17 protein-coding genes are annotated in these 12,892 nt (G+C 58.8%); 7 read left to right on the forward strand and 10 right to left on the reverse strand.

The window, feature by feature from the left end; translation table 11 throughout:
• Window positions 1-2: 2 nt before the first annotated feature.
• A complete protein-coding gene (gene dcuC, locus MHX65_RS05495) occupies window positions 3-1,370 on the reverse strand; it encodes a C4-dicarboxylate transporter DcuC (protein WP_239269188.1) in 1,368 nt (455 codons plus the stop codon).
• Window positions 1,371-1,612: 242 nt separating this feature from the next.
• Here dcuC and mscL point away from each other — a divergent pair, with 242 nt between their 5' ends.
• On the forward strand, window positions 1,613-2,110 hold the full coding sequence (gene mscL / locus MHX65_RS05500; protein ID WP_239269189.1) for a large-conductance mechanosensitive channel protein MscL: 498 nt from the start codon (window positions 1,613-1,615) through the stop codon (window positions 2,108-2,110).
• Between the two features lie 110 nt (window positions 2,111-2,220).
• Here the strand turns inward: mscL and MHX65_RS05505 are convergent, their stop codons facing one another.
• The 5 genes from MHX65_RS05505 to MHX65_RS05525 form a co-directional block, all read right to left on the reverse strand.
• Window positions 2,221-2,454 carry a hypothetical protein gene (locus MHX65_RS05505; RefSeq protein ID WP_239269190.1) on the reverse strand — a complete coding sequence of 78 codons (234 nt, stop codon included), beginning with the start codon at window positions 2,452-2,454 and terminating at the stop codon, window positions 2,221-2,223.
• A gap of 27 nt (window positions 2,455-2,481) precedes the next feature.
• Window positions 2,482-3,090: a MogA/MoaB family molybdenum cofactor biosynthesis protein gene (locus MHX65_RS05510; protein ID WP_239269191.1), complete on the reverse strand. Its 609-nt coding sequence runs from the start codon at window positions 3,088-3,090 to the stop codon at window positions 2,482-2,484.
• A 60-nt stretch (window positions 3,091-3,150) separates the two neighbouring features.
• On the reverse strand, window positions 3,151-4,632 hold the full coding sequence (locus tag MHX65_RS05515) for a S1C family serine protease (RefSeq protein ID WP_239269192.1): 1,482 nt from the start codon (window positions 4,630-4,632) through the stop codon (window positions 3,151-3,153).
• Between the two features lie 459 nt (window positions 4,633-5,091).
• Window positions 5,092-5,265 (reverse strand): 50S ribosomal protein L32, encoded by a 174-nt coding sequence (gene rpmF / locus MHX65_RS05520; protein WP_005279913.1) that lies wholly within the window; start codon window positions 5,263-5,265, stop codon window positions 5,092-5,094.
• A gap of 15 nt (window positions 5,266-5,280) precedes the next feature.
• A complete protein-coding gene (locus MHX65_RS05525) occupies window positions 5,281-5,550 on the reverse strand; it encodes a type B 50S ribosomal protein L31 (RefSeq protein WP_005279912.1) in 270 nt (89 codons plus the stop codon).
• Between the two features lie 513 nt (window positions 5,551-6,063).
• Here MHX65_RS05525 and rpmB point away from each other — a divergent pair.
• The 6 genes from rpmB (at window position 6,064) to MHX65_RS05555 (ending at window position 8,991) form a co-directional block, all read left to right on the forward strand.
• The gene (gene rpmB, locus MHX65_RS05530; protein ID WP_005279911.1) at window positions 6,064-6,300 is read left to right on the forward strand and encodes a 50S ribosomal protein L28; all 237 of its coding nucleotides are present in this window, start codon (window positions 6,064-6,066) and stop codon (window positions 6,298-6,300) included.
• A gap of 2 nt (window positions 6,301-6,302) precedes the next feature.
• The gene (gene rpmG, locus MHX65_RS05535) at window positions 6,303-6,467 is read left to right on the forward strand and encodes a 50S ribosomal protein L33 (RefSeq protein WP_023025964.1); all 165 of its coding nucleotides are present in this window, start codon (window positions 6,303-6,305) and stop codon (window positions 6,465-6,467) included.
• Between the two features lie 3 nt (window positions 6,468-6,470).
• Window positions 6,471-6,776 (forward strand): 30S ribosomal protein S14, encoded by a 306-nt coding sequence (gene rpsN, locus MHX65_RS05540; RefSeq protein ID WP_005279906.1) that lies wholly within the window; start codon window positions 6,471-6,473, stop codon window positions 6,774-6,776.
• A gap of 15 nt (window positions 6,777-6,791) precedes the next feature.
• Entirely contained in the window at window positions 6,792-7,046 is a 255-nt protein-coding gene (rpsR, locus tag MHX65_RS05545) for a 30S ribosomal protein S18 (RefSeq protein WP_005279904.1), read from the forward strand.
• A 331-nt stretch (window positions 7,047-7,377) separates the two neighbouring features.
• On the forward strand, window positions 7,378-8,160 hold the full coding sequence (locus MHX65_RS05550) for a putative nucleotidyltransferase substrate binding domain-containing protein (RefSeq protein ID WP_239269193.1): 783 nt from the start codon (window positions 7,378-7,380) through the stop codon (window positions 8,158-8,160).
• 111 nt (window positions 8,161-8,271) lie between these two features.
• A complete protein-coding gene (locus MHX65_RS05555; protein ID WP_239269194.1) occupies window positions 8,272-8,991 on the forward strand; it encodes a TetR/AcrR family transcriptional regulator in 720 nt (239 codons plus the stop codon).
• Between the two features lie 37 nt (window positions 8,992-9,028).
• Here MHX65_RS05555 and MHX65_RS05560 read toward each other — a convergent pair whose 3' ends face one another.
• Genes MHX65_RS05560 through purN form a run of 4 tightly spaced genes read right to left on the reverse strand, consistent with a single transcriptional unit; the run spans window position 9,029 to window position 12,874 of the window.
• On the reverse strand, window positions 9,029-9,643 hold the full coding sequence (locus tag MHX65_RS05560; protein ID WP_239269195.1) for a hypothetical protein: 615 nt from the start codon (window positions 9,641-9,643) through the stop codon (window positions 9,029-9,031).
• Between the two features lie 32 nt (window positions 9,644-9,675).
• Window positions 9,676-10,674: a hypothetical protein gene (locus MHX65_RS05565; RefSeq protein ID WP_239269196.1), complete on the reverse strand. Its 999-nt coding sequence runs from the start codon at window positions 10,672-10,674 to the stop codon at window positions 9,676-9,678.
• 31 nt (window positions 10,675-10,705) lie between these two features.
• Window positions 10,706-12,238: a bifunctional phosphoribosylaminoimidazolecarboxamide formyltransferase/IMP cyclohydrolase gene (gene purH / locus MHX65_RS05570; protein WP_239269197.1), complete on the reverse strand. Its 1,533-nt coding sequence runs from the start codon at window positions 12,236-12,238 to the stop codon at window positions 10,706-10,708.
• 27 nt (window positions 12,239-12,265) lie between these two features.
• Window positions 12,266-12,874, reverse strand: coding sequence for a phosphoribosylglycinamide formyltransferase (gene purN / locus MHX65_RS05575; protein WP_239269241.1), 609 nt, complete (start codon window positions 12,872-12,874; stop codon window positions 12,266-12,268).
• Between the last annotated feature and the right edge of the window lie 18 nt (window positions 12,875-12,892).

Below are 12,892 nucleotides of genomic sequence, written 5' to 3' on the forward strand. Positions count from 1 at the left end.
GCTTAGAGCAAGACCAGGCTGGATACGATCATCACGACGAAGCCAACTCCCATTGGAAGCAGCGTGCGGCGAATAAGCTCGGTGGTAGAAATTCCCACGCCACCAGCAACGGAAATGATTACTCCGGAGACCGGAGACACCGCGCGAAACAAGCCGCTGGCAAATTCCATTGGGGTAATCACTGCCGCTGCCGAAGCGCCGAGTCCGCGGCTGACATCTGGCACCAAGCTGGCAAAGGAAGAAAATGCGCCGACACCGGAACCGGTCAGGAACGTCACCAAACCCACAATCAAGGTGAATAGGAGGGTGATGACGATTGCGCCTGCACCGAGTTGCTGTCCTCCATCGATCAGCATGGAAATGGCGCCTGTGGCCGTTAAACCGGTGGCAAAGATTTGTGCCGCGATAATCAATGCGACGATGCCACCGAACATCTTTCCCATGCCCGTAAAAAAGGATGTGGCTTGTTCGGTCGCGGTGGAAAAAGAACGGTGGCGAATGATTTCGCACAGCAAGGCTATGAGCCAGACGATTACGAATGCTCCAACCGTGGTTAGCTCGATGCTGTCATTAACCAAGGGGCTAAAGATCACCAACAAGATAATGGGCAGTGCGAGAAATACCCCGTACCACTTCGGGCCAGCCTCACCAGAACCATCGCCCATGGTGTCGGTTTCCTTGTACTCTTCCAACTCCCGCTTATCGTAATGCTGCTGCACGAAGTAGTGAGTTATCGCAATTGCAATGGCAGTGGGAATGGCCACGATCAGCTGATACTGGACGAAGTAGACGACTGGGGATAAATCAATGGTTCGCGCCGACAGCACCGAAGTTCCCGATGCCGGCCCCATTGGCAACGCGGAGGCTGACACGATGACCGCGCCTGCTGCGGCGGGGCTAACCCCTACTGCCTTCAACACTGGCAGCAATAGCACTAGAAGCAAAATAGCGAGCCCGGCAGCGCTGGGGATAAACATAAAAAGCACCACGCCGAGGAAATACGTGAGAATTAGCGTGATGTAGGGGTGCTTGAACTTTGCGATTGGAGCGGCTAGCACCTCAACCAGTGCCTGCGAGGCGCCGATCTTATTCATATATGCTGAGAAGCCACCGGCCGCCATAATAATGAGGCCGACGCCTGTTAATTGGCTACCAGCAACTTGTTCGAATATGCCGATGATGTCCAACCACCGGGAGCCGGTGGAGTCTTCCTCATCTAAAACTCCGTAGCCAGCTTTGGCCGCAGTGGAAACTGCAATGAGAATAAACCCGGCAAGCAATAAAATAATGACTGGCTTATGACCTTTAACAAGGAAGTAGCCTGCACCAATGGTAACTGCCAAGGCAAATAGAGCGAGTGCGATATTCATGCTGGGATCCCTTCTGCCCACGCATTAGAATACTGTTATTTTTACAAACAATATTTTTACATTCTACTTTCACACTAACACTGAATACCTATATCGCAACCGGTGTGCATTAGTTAACAAGGCAACATTAGTGCCGCCTCCGCCCCTCCGAGTTGTCAATACTTTTAGCTTGAACTAAACTCCCTGCTTGCTCATGGTTCACACCCATCCTTACCTACCCCCAGAAAGGTTCGTCTTCTCCCATGCTTAAGGGCTTTAAAGACTTCATTATGCGCGGCAACGTGGTCGAACTTGCCACCGCAGTCATCATCGGTTCCGCATTCACGGCGATCGTCACTTCCGTGACGGATTCCATCATCCAGCCGATCATTAACTCCCTCGGCTCCGCCGAGGTCGATGGCTTGGGCTTCCAAATCACCGATAATAAGTCCACCCTCGTAGACTTTGGCGCCGTCATTACCGCCGCGATTAACTTCCTGATCATCGCCGCAGTGGTCTACTTCCTCATTGTCATGCCGCTGAACAAGCTCACTGAAGCTGCTAAGCGCCGCCAGGGTGTGGACCCAGAGGCCCCGGCACCAACCTCGGAAGAACTCTTGGCAGAAATCCGCGATCTTCTGCAGGCGCAGAACGCTGATGCTGTCACCACCGCAGATAAGGCGCTTAGGGATGCTACTGCAGCCGAGAACACCGATAACTCCACTGCTTCTGAGGGCAAGCACAGCCGCCACGACGACTAATCCTTGCTAAAGACACAGCTGAGCCCGTGCCCACCTTCGCAATGAGGGAGGACACGGGCTTTTGTTAAGACTGCATTAGCATTTCCAAGCTCGCGAATAGGATGCGCGGGCTACCCGCCGTGGTGCGGCGGCTGGTTCTCGCGGTAAAACTCTTCGCCGCGCTCGGCTGCTTGAGCTCCGTCGCCTTCTGCCGCGGCATCATCGAGAGTGACGATGCGCTGTGCATCGGCACCTTCTCCACTAGCTAATTCCTGCTCTACCGGGCGATCCGCGCTGCGGTCATATTCCGGCGCATCTGACTGCCTGAATACACGCCTGCGCTGGCGGCGTGGTTGAGAGGTCATGGCAGTATCTCCCCCCTTTCCTTCGCGTTATTGCACGCTGGATTCTTGCAATTGATCCACAAGGTGGTGGACCAGCGGGGTCAACGTGGCCATGCCGTCGCGCACGGCAGCGCGCGATGGTGCGAGGTTGACCACGACGGTGGAACCAGAAACGCCCGAAATGCCGCGGGATGCACACGCATCGACCGCGCCGCAAGCCTGACCAGAAGAGCGCAAGGCCTGGGCCACGCCCGGCACCATCTTGTCGATGACCCCAGTAGTAGCTTCCGGGGTCTTATCGCGCGGGCCTACTCCGGTTCCTCCGACGGTGAGCACGAGATCCACACCGCCGACGACGCCAGTTTCGATGGCTTGCCGGATCTTGGATTTCTTCGAACGCACGACCACCGAACCATCGATGCGGAAATTCGCCTCTGCCAAAAGCTCAGTAACCAGTTTGGCGGTGCTATCTGAATTTTCGCCGGGGTGATCCGTGACGATCACGACGAGCGCGCGGCGCGGCGCCGCCACCCGGTCCTCCTTCTCGCTGGCCAAGAGGTAGGCGTCATCCGGCTCCGCCACATCCCGCAAAGCGTCTGTGGAAGCCGAATTCTCCAACCTAGTGGAGTCGGTCAAGTCTTGCTGGGAGTCTGCCATTTTTCTCCTTCAAAGAAACGTCGGGGCGCAATGCGGACACGGCGCGGGCTGCGTTTTAATCTACTCGCCCGTCAGGGTTACCTCTACCTGACGAGTATCATCCGAATTTCCATCGGATACTTCCAAGGTGACGGTCGCACCGAAGTCTTGGGAACGCGCGGCAGCGATAAGCGCATCGGCGTTTTCAATCAGCCGGTCATTGACGCGGGTGACGATATCTCCCTGCTTCAAACCTGCTTGTTCCGCCGGGCTCCCCGGCTCGACCTCGGCAATGCGCGCGCCATTTCCGTCATCGCGCGCCAAGACCTTAACCCCCAAGGTGGGGTGAGTTACCTGTCCTTTATTGATGAGCTCATCCGCCATCCGCTTAGCAAAGTTGGAAGGGATGGCAAACCCGAGGCCGATAGAGCCGCCCTCGCCCGTGGCTTTATCAGACAACGAGGCAATCATCGAGTTCATACCAACGATATTGCCGTCCATATCCACCAAAGGACCGCCGGAATTGCCGGGGTTAACGGCGGCGTCAGTCTGGATGGCATCGATAAGCGAAGACTCGCCACCCTCCTGGGACGCACGCACCGGACGGTTCTTTGCGGATACGATGCCAGAAGTCACCGTGGCATTGAGTCCAAGCGGCGAACCGACGGCGACTACCTCTTGGCCAACCGCTACCGCATCCGAGTCGCCGAATTGGAGGTGCGGCAGGTCTTGCACGTCCTTGATCTTGATGACGGCGACATCCGTATTGGCATCGGAAGCCACGAGATCGGCTTCGTGCTTGCTACCATCGTTCAAGGTCACCTGCATGATGCCACCCTGTTCCGCACCGGCGATGACGTGGTGGTTGGTCAACACGTAACCATCGGGAGAAATGATCGAGCCAGAGCCTTCCGCAGCCGAGGTCCGAGTAGCGGTCTGAATGGATACCACGGCCGGCAAAACCTTGGAGGAAACCGCTTCCACCGAACCTTCCTCTGGTTCCTTACCCATGCTATTGGCGGCCGGTTGGCTGTGAAGAGCCTCGTTAACCACGGACGTACCGCTGCTGGACTGGTTCTTACCCACGACCACACCGGTAATGGAGCCTGCTGCAATTGCCGCTACCGCTGCGATTGCGGTCGCGGCGCCAAGTCCGATCTTCTTTTTCTCCTTAGGCTGCGGCGGCAAAGGCGTTACCCCAGGCACGGGCGGCTGGCCGGGTTGGTTGTTCACAGGCCCTTGCTGGGAATCATCGCCCTGCTGACTAGAGAAGCTGGATGTTTCATCCTGCCCCCGGGTAGCACTCGGCTGAGCGCCACCAAAGAGGCGATTGCTGGGCGGGGTGTGCTGCCCGTATGCGGAAGCTTGTGCATCCTGCTCGTTGATGCGCGGCTGGTTCCAGCCCTGGGAATAGGTTCCGTTGGAATATGCGGATCCAGAATTCTGCTGCCCACCGCGCGGCTGGTTATACGGCGCCTGCCCATTGTTCATGCCGTAGGGTTCCTGCGGGACACCGTGCGACTGACCATTATTGCCGCGGTTGTCATCATTCCTCATGTTCATAGGAACACTATGCCTCGCTTCGCTTAGTCACAACTTAAACTACTCTGCCAACGTACTAGAAGTTCCTGTGAAGTTACTGTAGACAATAAGCTGCCCAAACTCGCCGCACACATCACCCCCTTCACGCTCGTACACGCCTTCACAATCGCCGCACTACGCACCTTTCATGCTGGGGCGCGAACCGCCACGAGCACAATCGCAGAGAAAAACTGATCCACCATCGGGTTAGTGCGCTTTTATATTAATTTTAGGATTAGCCTGGCCTTAACTTGAAGTGGATTTCCTTGGTCTTTAAGACCCGAAGAGTAGACAGCACTGGCACAGCCCAAGTCTCCCCCATCGCTTGGCGCCGCCCAGGCCGGAAGGCGCTTTTTAATATCCCTTTCCCGGGCCTAAAACATCACAACCCCCTCGCAGTCGCTAATAAGCAACCGGGAGGGGGTGGGATTGAAAGCAGGCTTAGAACTGCTCTACGTCAACCAGGCCGAGCTTAGCGGCCTTGACCAGACGGCGCGGGATGCGCACGGTCTGACCATCGATGGTGACTTCCTGGAGGGCGACGTTGTCAGCCTTCCACTGGGAACGACGTGCGTGGGTGTTCGCACGGGACTTCTTAAACTTAGGAGTTGCCATTTTCTCTTCTTCTCCTTACGCGTTCTTCTTCTTGCGGCGAGCCATGGCACCGAAGCGCTGGTTGAAGCGCTCGACACGGCCAGCGGTATCCATAACGCGCTGTGCACCAGTCCAGAACGGGTGGGACTCAGCAGTAACGTCAACGACGATGAGCGGGTACTCGTTGCCGTCTTCCCACTCAACGGTGCGAGAAGAGGTAGCGGTGGACTTGGTCAAAAAGGAGTGACCGGTACCAGCATCGCGGAAGACCACTGGGTGATAATCCGGGTGGATGTCTTTCTTCATAGATATTCCCTCAGGGTTGGACTACGGGTCGGTTCCGCACACTGAATAATGACGGTACGGATCGTGCCCGAGTTGGGATGTACAGTTACAGCTCGCCCGGCGGCACTAAGCGCGCCGACCGATAACCTGAATTATCCTACATTCCACCGTCATATATACGAAATTGCTCACCTGCGGCAACCACAGTCGCCACAGGCGCACATCTACGCCCCACTCGTTATAGTAAGCTTTCGAACTTCCCCAATGCGTTAGGCAGTGCTGCTTGATTATCGACGCAAAGACGACGGCTTTATGCGCTAGGCTATCGCGGCAGCGATTAGGTATATCGTGAGTAAGGCTGTAAGATTTGCTCTTGCTGTTGTCAAAATATACGTATTACGCCCCGTCTACTGGTTTTTGACGACGATGCCGCACCTGCTCACACCTCACTTTTTGAGCACTGCCACCCTCACACGGCAGTCGGCACGTAGTCGTTTATAGCCACGATGTGGGCGGCTAGGAGAAAGAAGACCCATGTCGGCTATTTGCCAGGTAACGGGCCGCAAGCCGGAATTCGGCAAGCAGGTCTCGCACTCGCACCGCCGCACTTCGCGCCGTTGGAACCCCAACGTGCAGCGTCGTCGCTACTACCTGCCCTCTGAGGGCCGTACCATTACTCTGAATGTTTCCACCAAGGGTATGAAGATCATTGACCGCGACGGCATCGAGTCCGTTGTTGCCAAGATCCGCGCACGTGGGGAGAAGATTTAAGTATGGCACGTAACGATATTCGCCCAATCATCAAGCTGAAGTCCACTGCGGGCACCGGTTACACCTACGTGACCCGTAAGAACAAGCGCAATAACCCGGATCGCATCTCCCTGAAGAAGTTCGATCCGATCGCCCGCAAGCACGTCGAATTCCGCGAGGAGCGATAATTCATGGCTAAGAAGTCCAAGATCGCTAAGAACGAGCAGCGCAAGGAAATCGTCGCCCGCTACGCGGAGCGTCGCGCTGAGCTCAAGAAGATCATCAAGAACCCGAACACCCCGGATGAGGAGCGTTTGGAGGCTCAGTTCGAGCTGAACCGCCAGCCCCGTGACGCTTCCCCAGCCCGCGTTCGTAACCGCGACGCAGCCGATGGCCGTCCGCGCGGTTACCTCCGCAAGTTCGGCCTGTCCCGTGTCCGTATGCGCGGCATGGCTCACCGTGGTGAGCTGCCGGGCGTTCGCAAGTCCAGCTGGTAAAGGGGTAATTGCACAATGGCTAATAAGCGCAATAACCAAAAGAAGTTCCGTATGGAGCAGAGCCGTCGCCCGAAGAAGAACCCTTTGAAGGCTGAGGGCATTGAGAAGGTGGACTACAAGGACACCAAGACTCTGCGTCTATTCATCTCGGATCGCCACAAGATCCGTTCCCGTCGCGTCACCGGCTTGACCCCGCAGCAGCAGCGTCAGGTTGCTACCGCAGTCAAGAACGCACGCGAAATGGCTCTCCTGCCGTTCACCACCCGCTAAACAGTAGCTGGGTATCAACAGCGCACTTTTGCCGCTGGCAAGTGTGACACGGTAAAAGAACCATAAACTTTCGCCGCCTACCTTTCGAGGTGAGGCGGCGAAAGTCGTTTTGGGGTCTTTTCGAGCGCTACACCGCAAGCGCGCTCCACCTCGCGGCAACACCACCCGCACAGCTCCTCCACGCACGCCTCCAGTCCCGGACGCGACGCACCCGCCGCACGCTCCCCCAAGCGCTACTGTGCTATTGCATAAGTGTTACATTTATAGCAATCCTGCGCCGCACAACTTTTAGATGCGCACCGCTTTGCAATGAGTGAAAGGCAGTGACTGTATGGCCCTGCATCAATCCCTTCTCGATCTTTCGGAGCTTGCTCCCCATTGCCAGTCCCGAGCAACCGCTCGCGGCTTATTGGCGGAGGCACAAGATGTCTTGCGCAATGCGGTAGCACACCAGGACGATGAGATTGAATTAGCCAATTGGTTTTCGCGGCTGCTGACAGATATCGTGCGCGCACCGGGCGTGGACGCGGATATCCGGTTAACCGGCGCGGCCGCGCGCGGTGATCAGCTGCCCAGCATGTCCATCGAGTGGATGGGAGAAGACGGCGATTTGGAGTCCGTTTTTCGCGATGTCGGGCTAGAGGTACATCAAGCAGCCGATTCCATGGCAGCGCGCGTCGATGCCGGCCTGCCTTTAGGCCGCGGCGGCGAGCAGGCCTTATTGGAGGAGGCCTTGGCCCAGCGCCCGCCGCTTCTGCAGCGCGTTGGCGGTTTGCCCGATCGCAGCGCGGCCGTGGATATCAAGTCCATGCTGTTATCCCCCATCGCCGCGATTGCGCGCTGGGCGGCACCGGGACCGCGCCCCACGGTCGATCGCCTCGCCATTGGCCAAGAGCGCGGGATGCTCACAACAGAGGACACAGAGACCTTGGACCTTGCATGGCGCACGGGCTATTCGGTAGAAATGCGGCGCTGGTTCGATAATGTGCACGGCCGCGAATCCATTCTGCAAGACCTGCCACCGCTGGAGCGCACGGCCTACGGAACGGCCTGCCGCATGGTGTCTGCGACCTTCGAGTCCATCTCCCGACGCACCGCGGATGGCGCGAATTAGAATCGCCACAAAGTTCTTCTGCCACGCATGCGGTCCGCGCCAGCGGGCTACAGGGCTGTAGAGTTGTTGAGTAAAAGCATTTTCTGCTGAGAGAAAGGAGGCGTCCGCCGCATGTCAGGAAACGTCGGTAGGCCGCGTAAACATAGCCCCCGCCGCAGAGGCAATAGCGCCCGGGAAGAGATTTTGGACGCCTCCTCAGAGTTATTTACCACCCAGGGCTTTGCCACAACGTCGACTCACCAAATCGCGGACGCGGTGGGCATACGTCAGGCATCGCTGTACTACCACTTTCCCTCCAAGACGGAGATTTTCCTCGCGCTGCTTAATTCCACCATTGAGCCTTCGCTGGAGCTAGCCGATGAGCTGGTGGATTCTGATGCCGAGCCGGAGCAGCGCCTGTGGTCCTTGGTCGCCGCGGAATCGCGCCTTTTGCTCACCAGTGGTTGGAACGTCGGCCGGTTGTACCAGTTGCCGGTGGCCAATTCGCCGGAGTTTTCGGAGTACCACAGCTCTCGCGAACGGCTGCAGAGCCACTTCCGTACCACCGCCGCTGCCATTGTGGGAGACGCGGACCCGCGTATCGAATTGCCTTTCCACATCGCACTATCTGTCATCGAGATGCGCCCCAATGATGGCACGCCTCCCTATGCAGCGGCCCAGTCGGTTCCGGAGACCGCTGCCATGCTTGCCGATGCCGCCCTTGCAGTCCTCGGCGCCACCGTCCCCGAGAACGCGGAAGCCATGACGCTGGAGTTACTAAAGAACCGCAATGACTCGATCTCTGCGGCTGCGGCGGCTGCTGCAGACCGCAAGAAGAAAAAGTCTCGCTAACCACTTCCTTGTGGAATCGTTAACCACTAACCAGTGGTTAACGTTGCCAGGAATCGGTAAAGTCCGCCGTTGCGGCCAACCCGCCGCCCTCGCGCACGCTAATCCCGCTGGGGGTTACAACGATGGTCGAGGGCGAGGCATCCACGTAGTAGTTACCGCCGTCTTGGCCAATGATGGATCCGGTAAATTCGCCGCCGAAGATGGTGGACCGGTAGGTCAGCGTTCCTCCCGTGTTTTCGCAGACAATGGCCCTCCCGTCTGGGCCTTTACCGGCGAAGACGACGCGCTCAAAACGGTGACAATCGGCGTAGGTATTAATATCGGTCCAGCCGTATTCACCCAGGCCGTCGATGAAGTCGCCTCCGCCGCCATTAGTGGTCTTCGGCGGCTGTGCCTGTTCTTGTTCGGTCTCGGTCACCGTGACCACGGGTGGTTCTTTGTCTTGGGTTTCCGGGGACTTTGTTGCCGTCGAGGTTTCTTCGGTGGAAGTCTCCGTCGTGCTTTCGACGGTGGTCATACCGCCATCGCCGGAAAAGTCGGGCTGATTCCCATCCGTGCTACTGCTACAGGCGCTTAAAACGATGCCCGCGGTCGCTACTACGCCGAGGTGCAATCCCCAACGCACACGAAAAGTTAATTGAAAGTGCGGCATGATAAGTCCTTTCTCATAAGCCGGAAGTGGGGCTAACAAGCTGGGGTGGGCCAGGCAATATCGGCCTTGGAAAGATCGAGCGCCATGCCCGAAAGTATTGGTTGGGCGGAGGCGTATTGACCATCGGGGGCCGAGGCGATGAGCGCTACCGCCACCTCTCGGCCGCCGATGGTGGCAAGACCCATCTGCCGCACATCATAGCCGCCCGCGGTATCTGGGCCCCAGCCACCTTTAAGGGCGGCACCCTCTAGGTTGCGCAGGCCATAGCTTTGGGCGGGGTCGGGAGTAGACATCGCGGTGAGGATGGGCTCGGCACCGTTGACGCAGCGCAGCTTCGCCATGAACGCGGCTTGGTCGCCCACGCTCCACTGCGTTTGCCCGAAGGCGCTAAATTCCGGGCGGGTGACCTGGCTTTGTACCTGGGTGGTGGTATCGCCGGCCTCAGCTAATACCTGTTGCGCGGCCTGGGCGGCTTGTGCGCCGCCGCCGAGTGCGTCCCAGGCGGATTGCGCCGCTTCATTATTGGAATAGGTAATCGCAGATGTCACCACATCCGGGCCGATAAGCCCTGCGCGATGGGCGGCGATGAGCACCGGCACCTTGGAGGTGGACCAGGCGGTTTCGGGCGCGGTGCGCCCGGCGGCAACGGTGGTGTTGCCATCCGATACCGCGATGCCTACATTCCCGTAGTTGGCGGCGATGCGGTCGAGTTCGCGCTGCAGGTCGCCGGCCGACGCCAACTCACCGTCACCAGCTCCGGCTCCAGCATTGGCATCGGCTGGGGCATCTGGCTGGGCATCGGCCGGCGTAGCCTCGGCCTTCTCTGCGGCATCGCGAGGGCTATCCGCCCTATCCGCTGCGCTCTCCGTAGAGCGCGACGTTTCCTGCTTGGCGATGTCCGGCTCTGATTCCGTCTCCTGCTCGCCCTGCCCGCACGCGCTAAGGCACAGCGCCCCGGCCATAACTAGGCCGCCGAGCGCCATGCGCCTCGGGGCGGTACGCCTCGGTGCGGTGTGGGTTGGTGCGAGCATGATCAGAATCCTTAGGTGTCAGGCGCTATCGCTAGTGCGCGAAGTGGCGCGTTCCGGTGAGATACATCGTAACACCAGCGGCCTTAGCTGCCTCGATAACTTCTTCATCGCGGATGGAGCCGCCGGGCTGGACAACGGCTTTGACGCCGGCATCGAGAAGCACTTGCAAGCCGTCGGCGAAGGGGAAGAAGGCATCGGAGGCGGCGAAGGAGCCTTGGGTGCGGTTGGTGGCATCAGCAAGCGTATTGGCGCGCTCGACCGCAAGCTTGGCGGAATCCACGCGGTTAACTTGGCCCATGCCCACGCCGACGGTCGCGTTGTCCTTAGCCAGCAAAATGGCATTGGACTTGACCGCGCGCACCGTGCGCCAGGCGAATTCGAGCTGGGCCAAGTCCTCGTCGCTCAGGGCCTCGCCCGCTGCCAGAGTCCAGTTTTCGGGCTTATCACCCTCGGCCTGGTAAGTATCCGGCTCTTGGCGCAGCACACCGCCGGAGATGTACTTGCGCTCCTCGCCTTGTTCCTCTGGCTCGGCCAAAAGAACGCGCAGGTTCTTCTTGGACTGCAGAATCTCCAGCGCCTTATCTTCATAGGCGGGTGCGACGATAACCTCGGTGAAAATGCCCTTGACCTGCTCGGCCATCTCTACGCTGACCTCGCGGTTGACGGCAATAACCCCGCCGAATGCGGACATCAGGTCGCAGGCGTGCGCCGCGCGGTGGGCCGCAGCGATGGACTCGTCCGATACGGCGATGCCACAGGGGTTGGTGTGCTTGATAATCGCCACACAGGGGCGCTCGTGGTCCCAGGCCGCGCGCCACGCAGCGTCGGCGTCCTGGTAGTTGTTGTAGCTCATTTCCTTGCCGTTGAGCTGCTGGGCATTGGCCAGACCCTTGGTGCCAATCCGGGTGACGGTGGCGGCCTGGTGGGAATTCTCGCCGTAGCGCAGCGAGGTGGTCTCCTCGCCATCGCTGAGCTGGCCCACGAACCATGCGGAGACCGCCGCATCGTAGTTAGCGGTGTGAAGGAAGGCATCGCGGGCGAGCCCACGGCGCTGGTCAAGGCTAAATCCACCCTCCTCAACGGCCTGGGTCACCTCGCCATAGCGCGCCGGATCCACGACCACGGCAACGGACGGGTGATTCTTGGCGGCCGCGCGCACCATGGACGGTCCACCGATGTCGATCTGCTCCACGCATCCATCGAAGTCCGCGCCGGAGGCTACCGTTTCCTGGAAGGGATACAGGTTGACCACGACGAGCTGGAAGGGCTCTACCTCAAGCTCGTTGAGCTGCGCCAGGTGGTCTTCCTTGCGGGTATCGGCCAGGATCCCGGCGTGCACGCGCGGGTGGAGCGTCTTCACACGGCCTTCCAGGCACTCGGGGAAACCGGTGAGCTTTTCTACCGGGGTGACCTCGATTCCCAGGTCAGCAATCTTCTTGGCGGTGGAGCCGGTAGAGACGATCTCTACGCCCGCCTTATCGAGTGCGCGGGCCAGATCCTCCAGCCCCGTCTTGTCGTACACGCTAATGAGTGCGCGTTTTACCTGCTTGCGGTCTTCGCTCATGAGGAGGATTAAGCCTTTCGAAAAGTCTTAGTCTGCGAGTTGAATAAAAAGTTCCTCGCCGCGGGGCTGCGCCGCGCGCAGCACGTCGACGATGAGTTCGCGCTCTACCTTCTTAATGCGTTCGTGGAGACTTCCTTCATCATCGTCTGCCCGCACGGCCACCGGCCGCTGCGCAATGATGGAGCCGGTATCCACGCCCGCGTCCACGAAATGGACGGTAGAGCCTGTGACCTTCACGCCATACTCCAACGCATCGCGCACCCCGTGCGCGCCCTTAAACGCAGGCAATAACGCCGGGTGGGTATTGATGGTGCGGCCTTCGAAGCGGCGGAGGAACCCTTCCCCCAAAATCTTCATAAAGCCTGCGGAAACAACAATGTCTGGCTGCGCAGCATCTACTGCATCAGCCAGACATGTATTCCATTCGGCACGGTCCGCGCCCATTTCCACGATCTCGGTATCGATATCGCGTTCTCGGGCGCGTTCAATACCTCGACATGGTTTATCCGCCACCACTTTCACCACACGGTAGCGCTCATCCTGGGCATCCAAGATGGCTTGCAAAAGCGAGCCCGTCCCAGAGACAAGCACAACAACTCGTAGGCGATCAGTGGCAGCAGTAGCGCGTGGTGGCATCGGTGAAGTCACGCGCTA

The organism is Corynebacterium sp. ACRPS, from assembly GCF_022346005.1.
In the GTDB taxonomy this organism is placed as follows: domain Bacteria; phylum Actinomycetota; class Actinomycetes; order Mycobacteriales; family Mycobacteriaceae; genus Corynebacterium.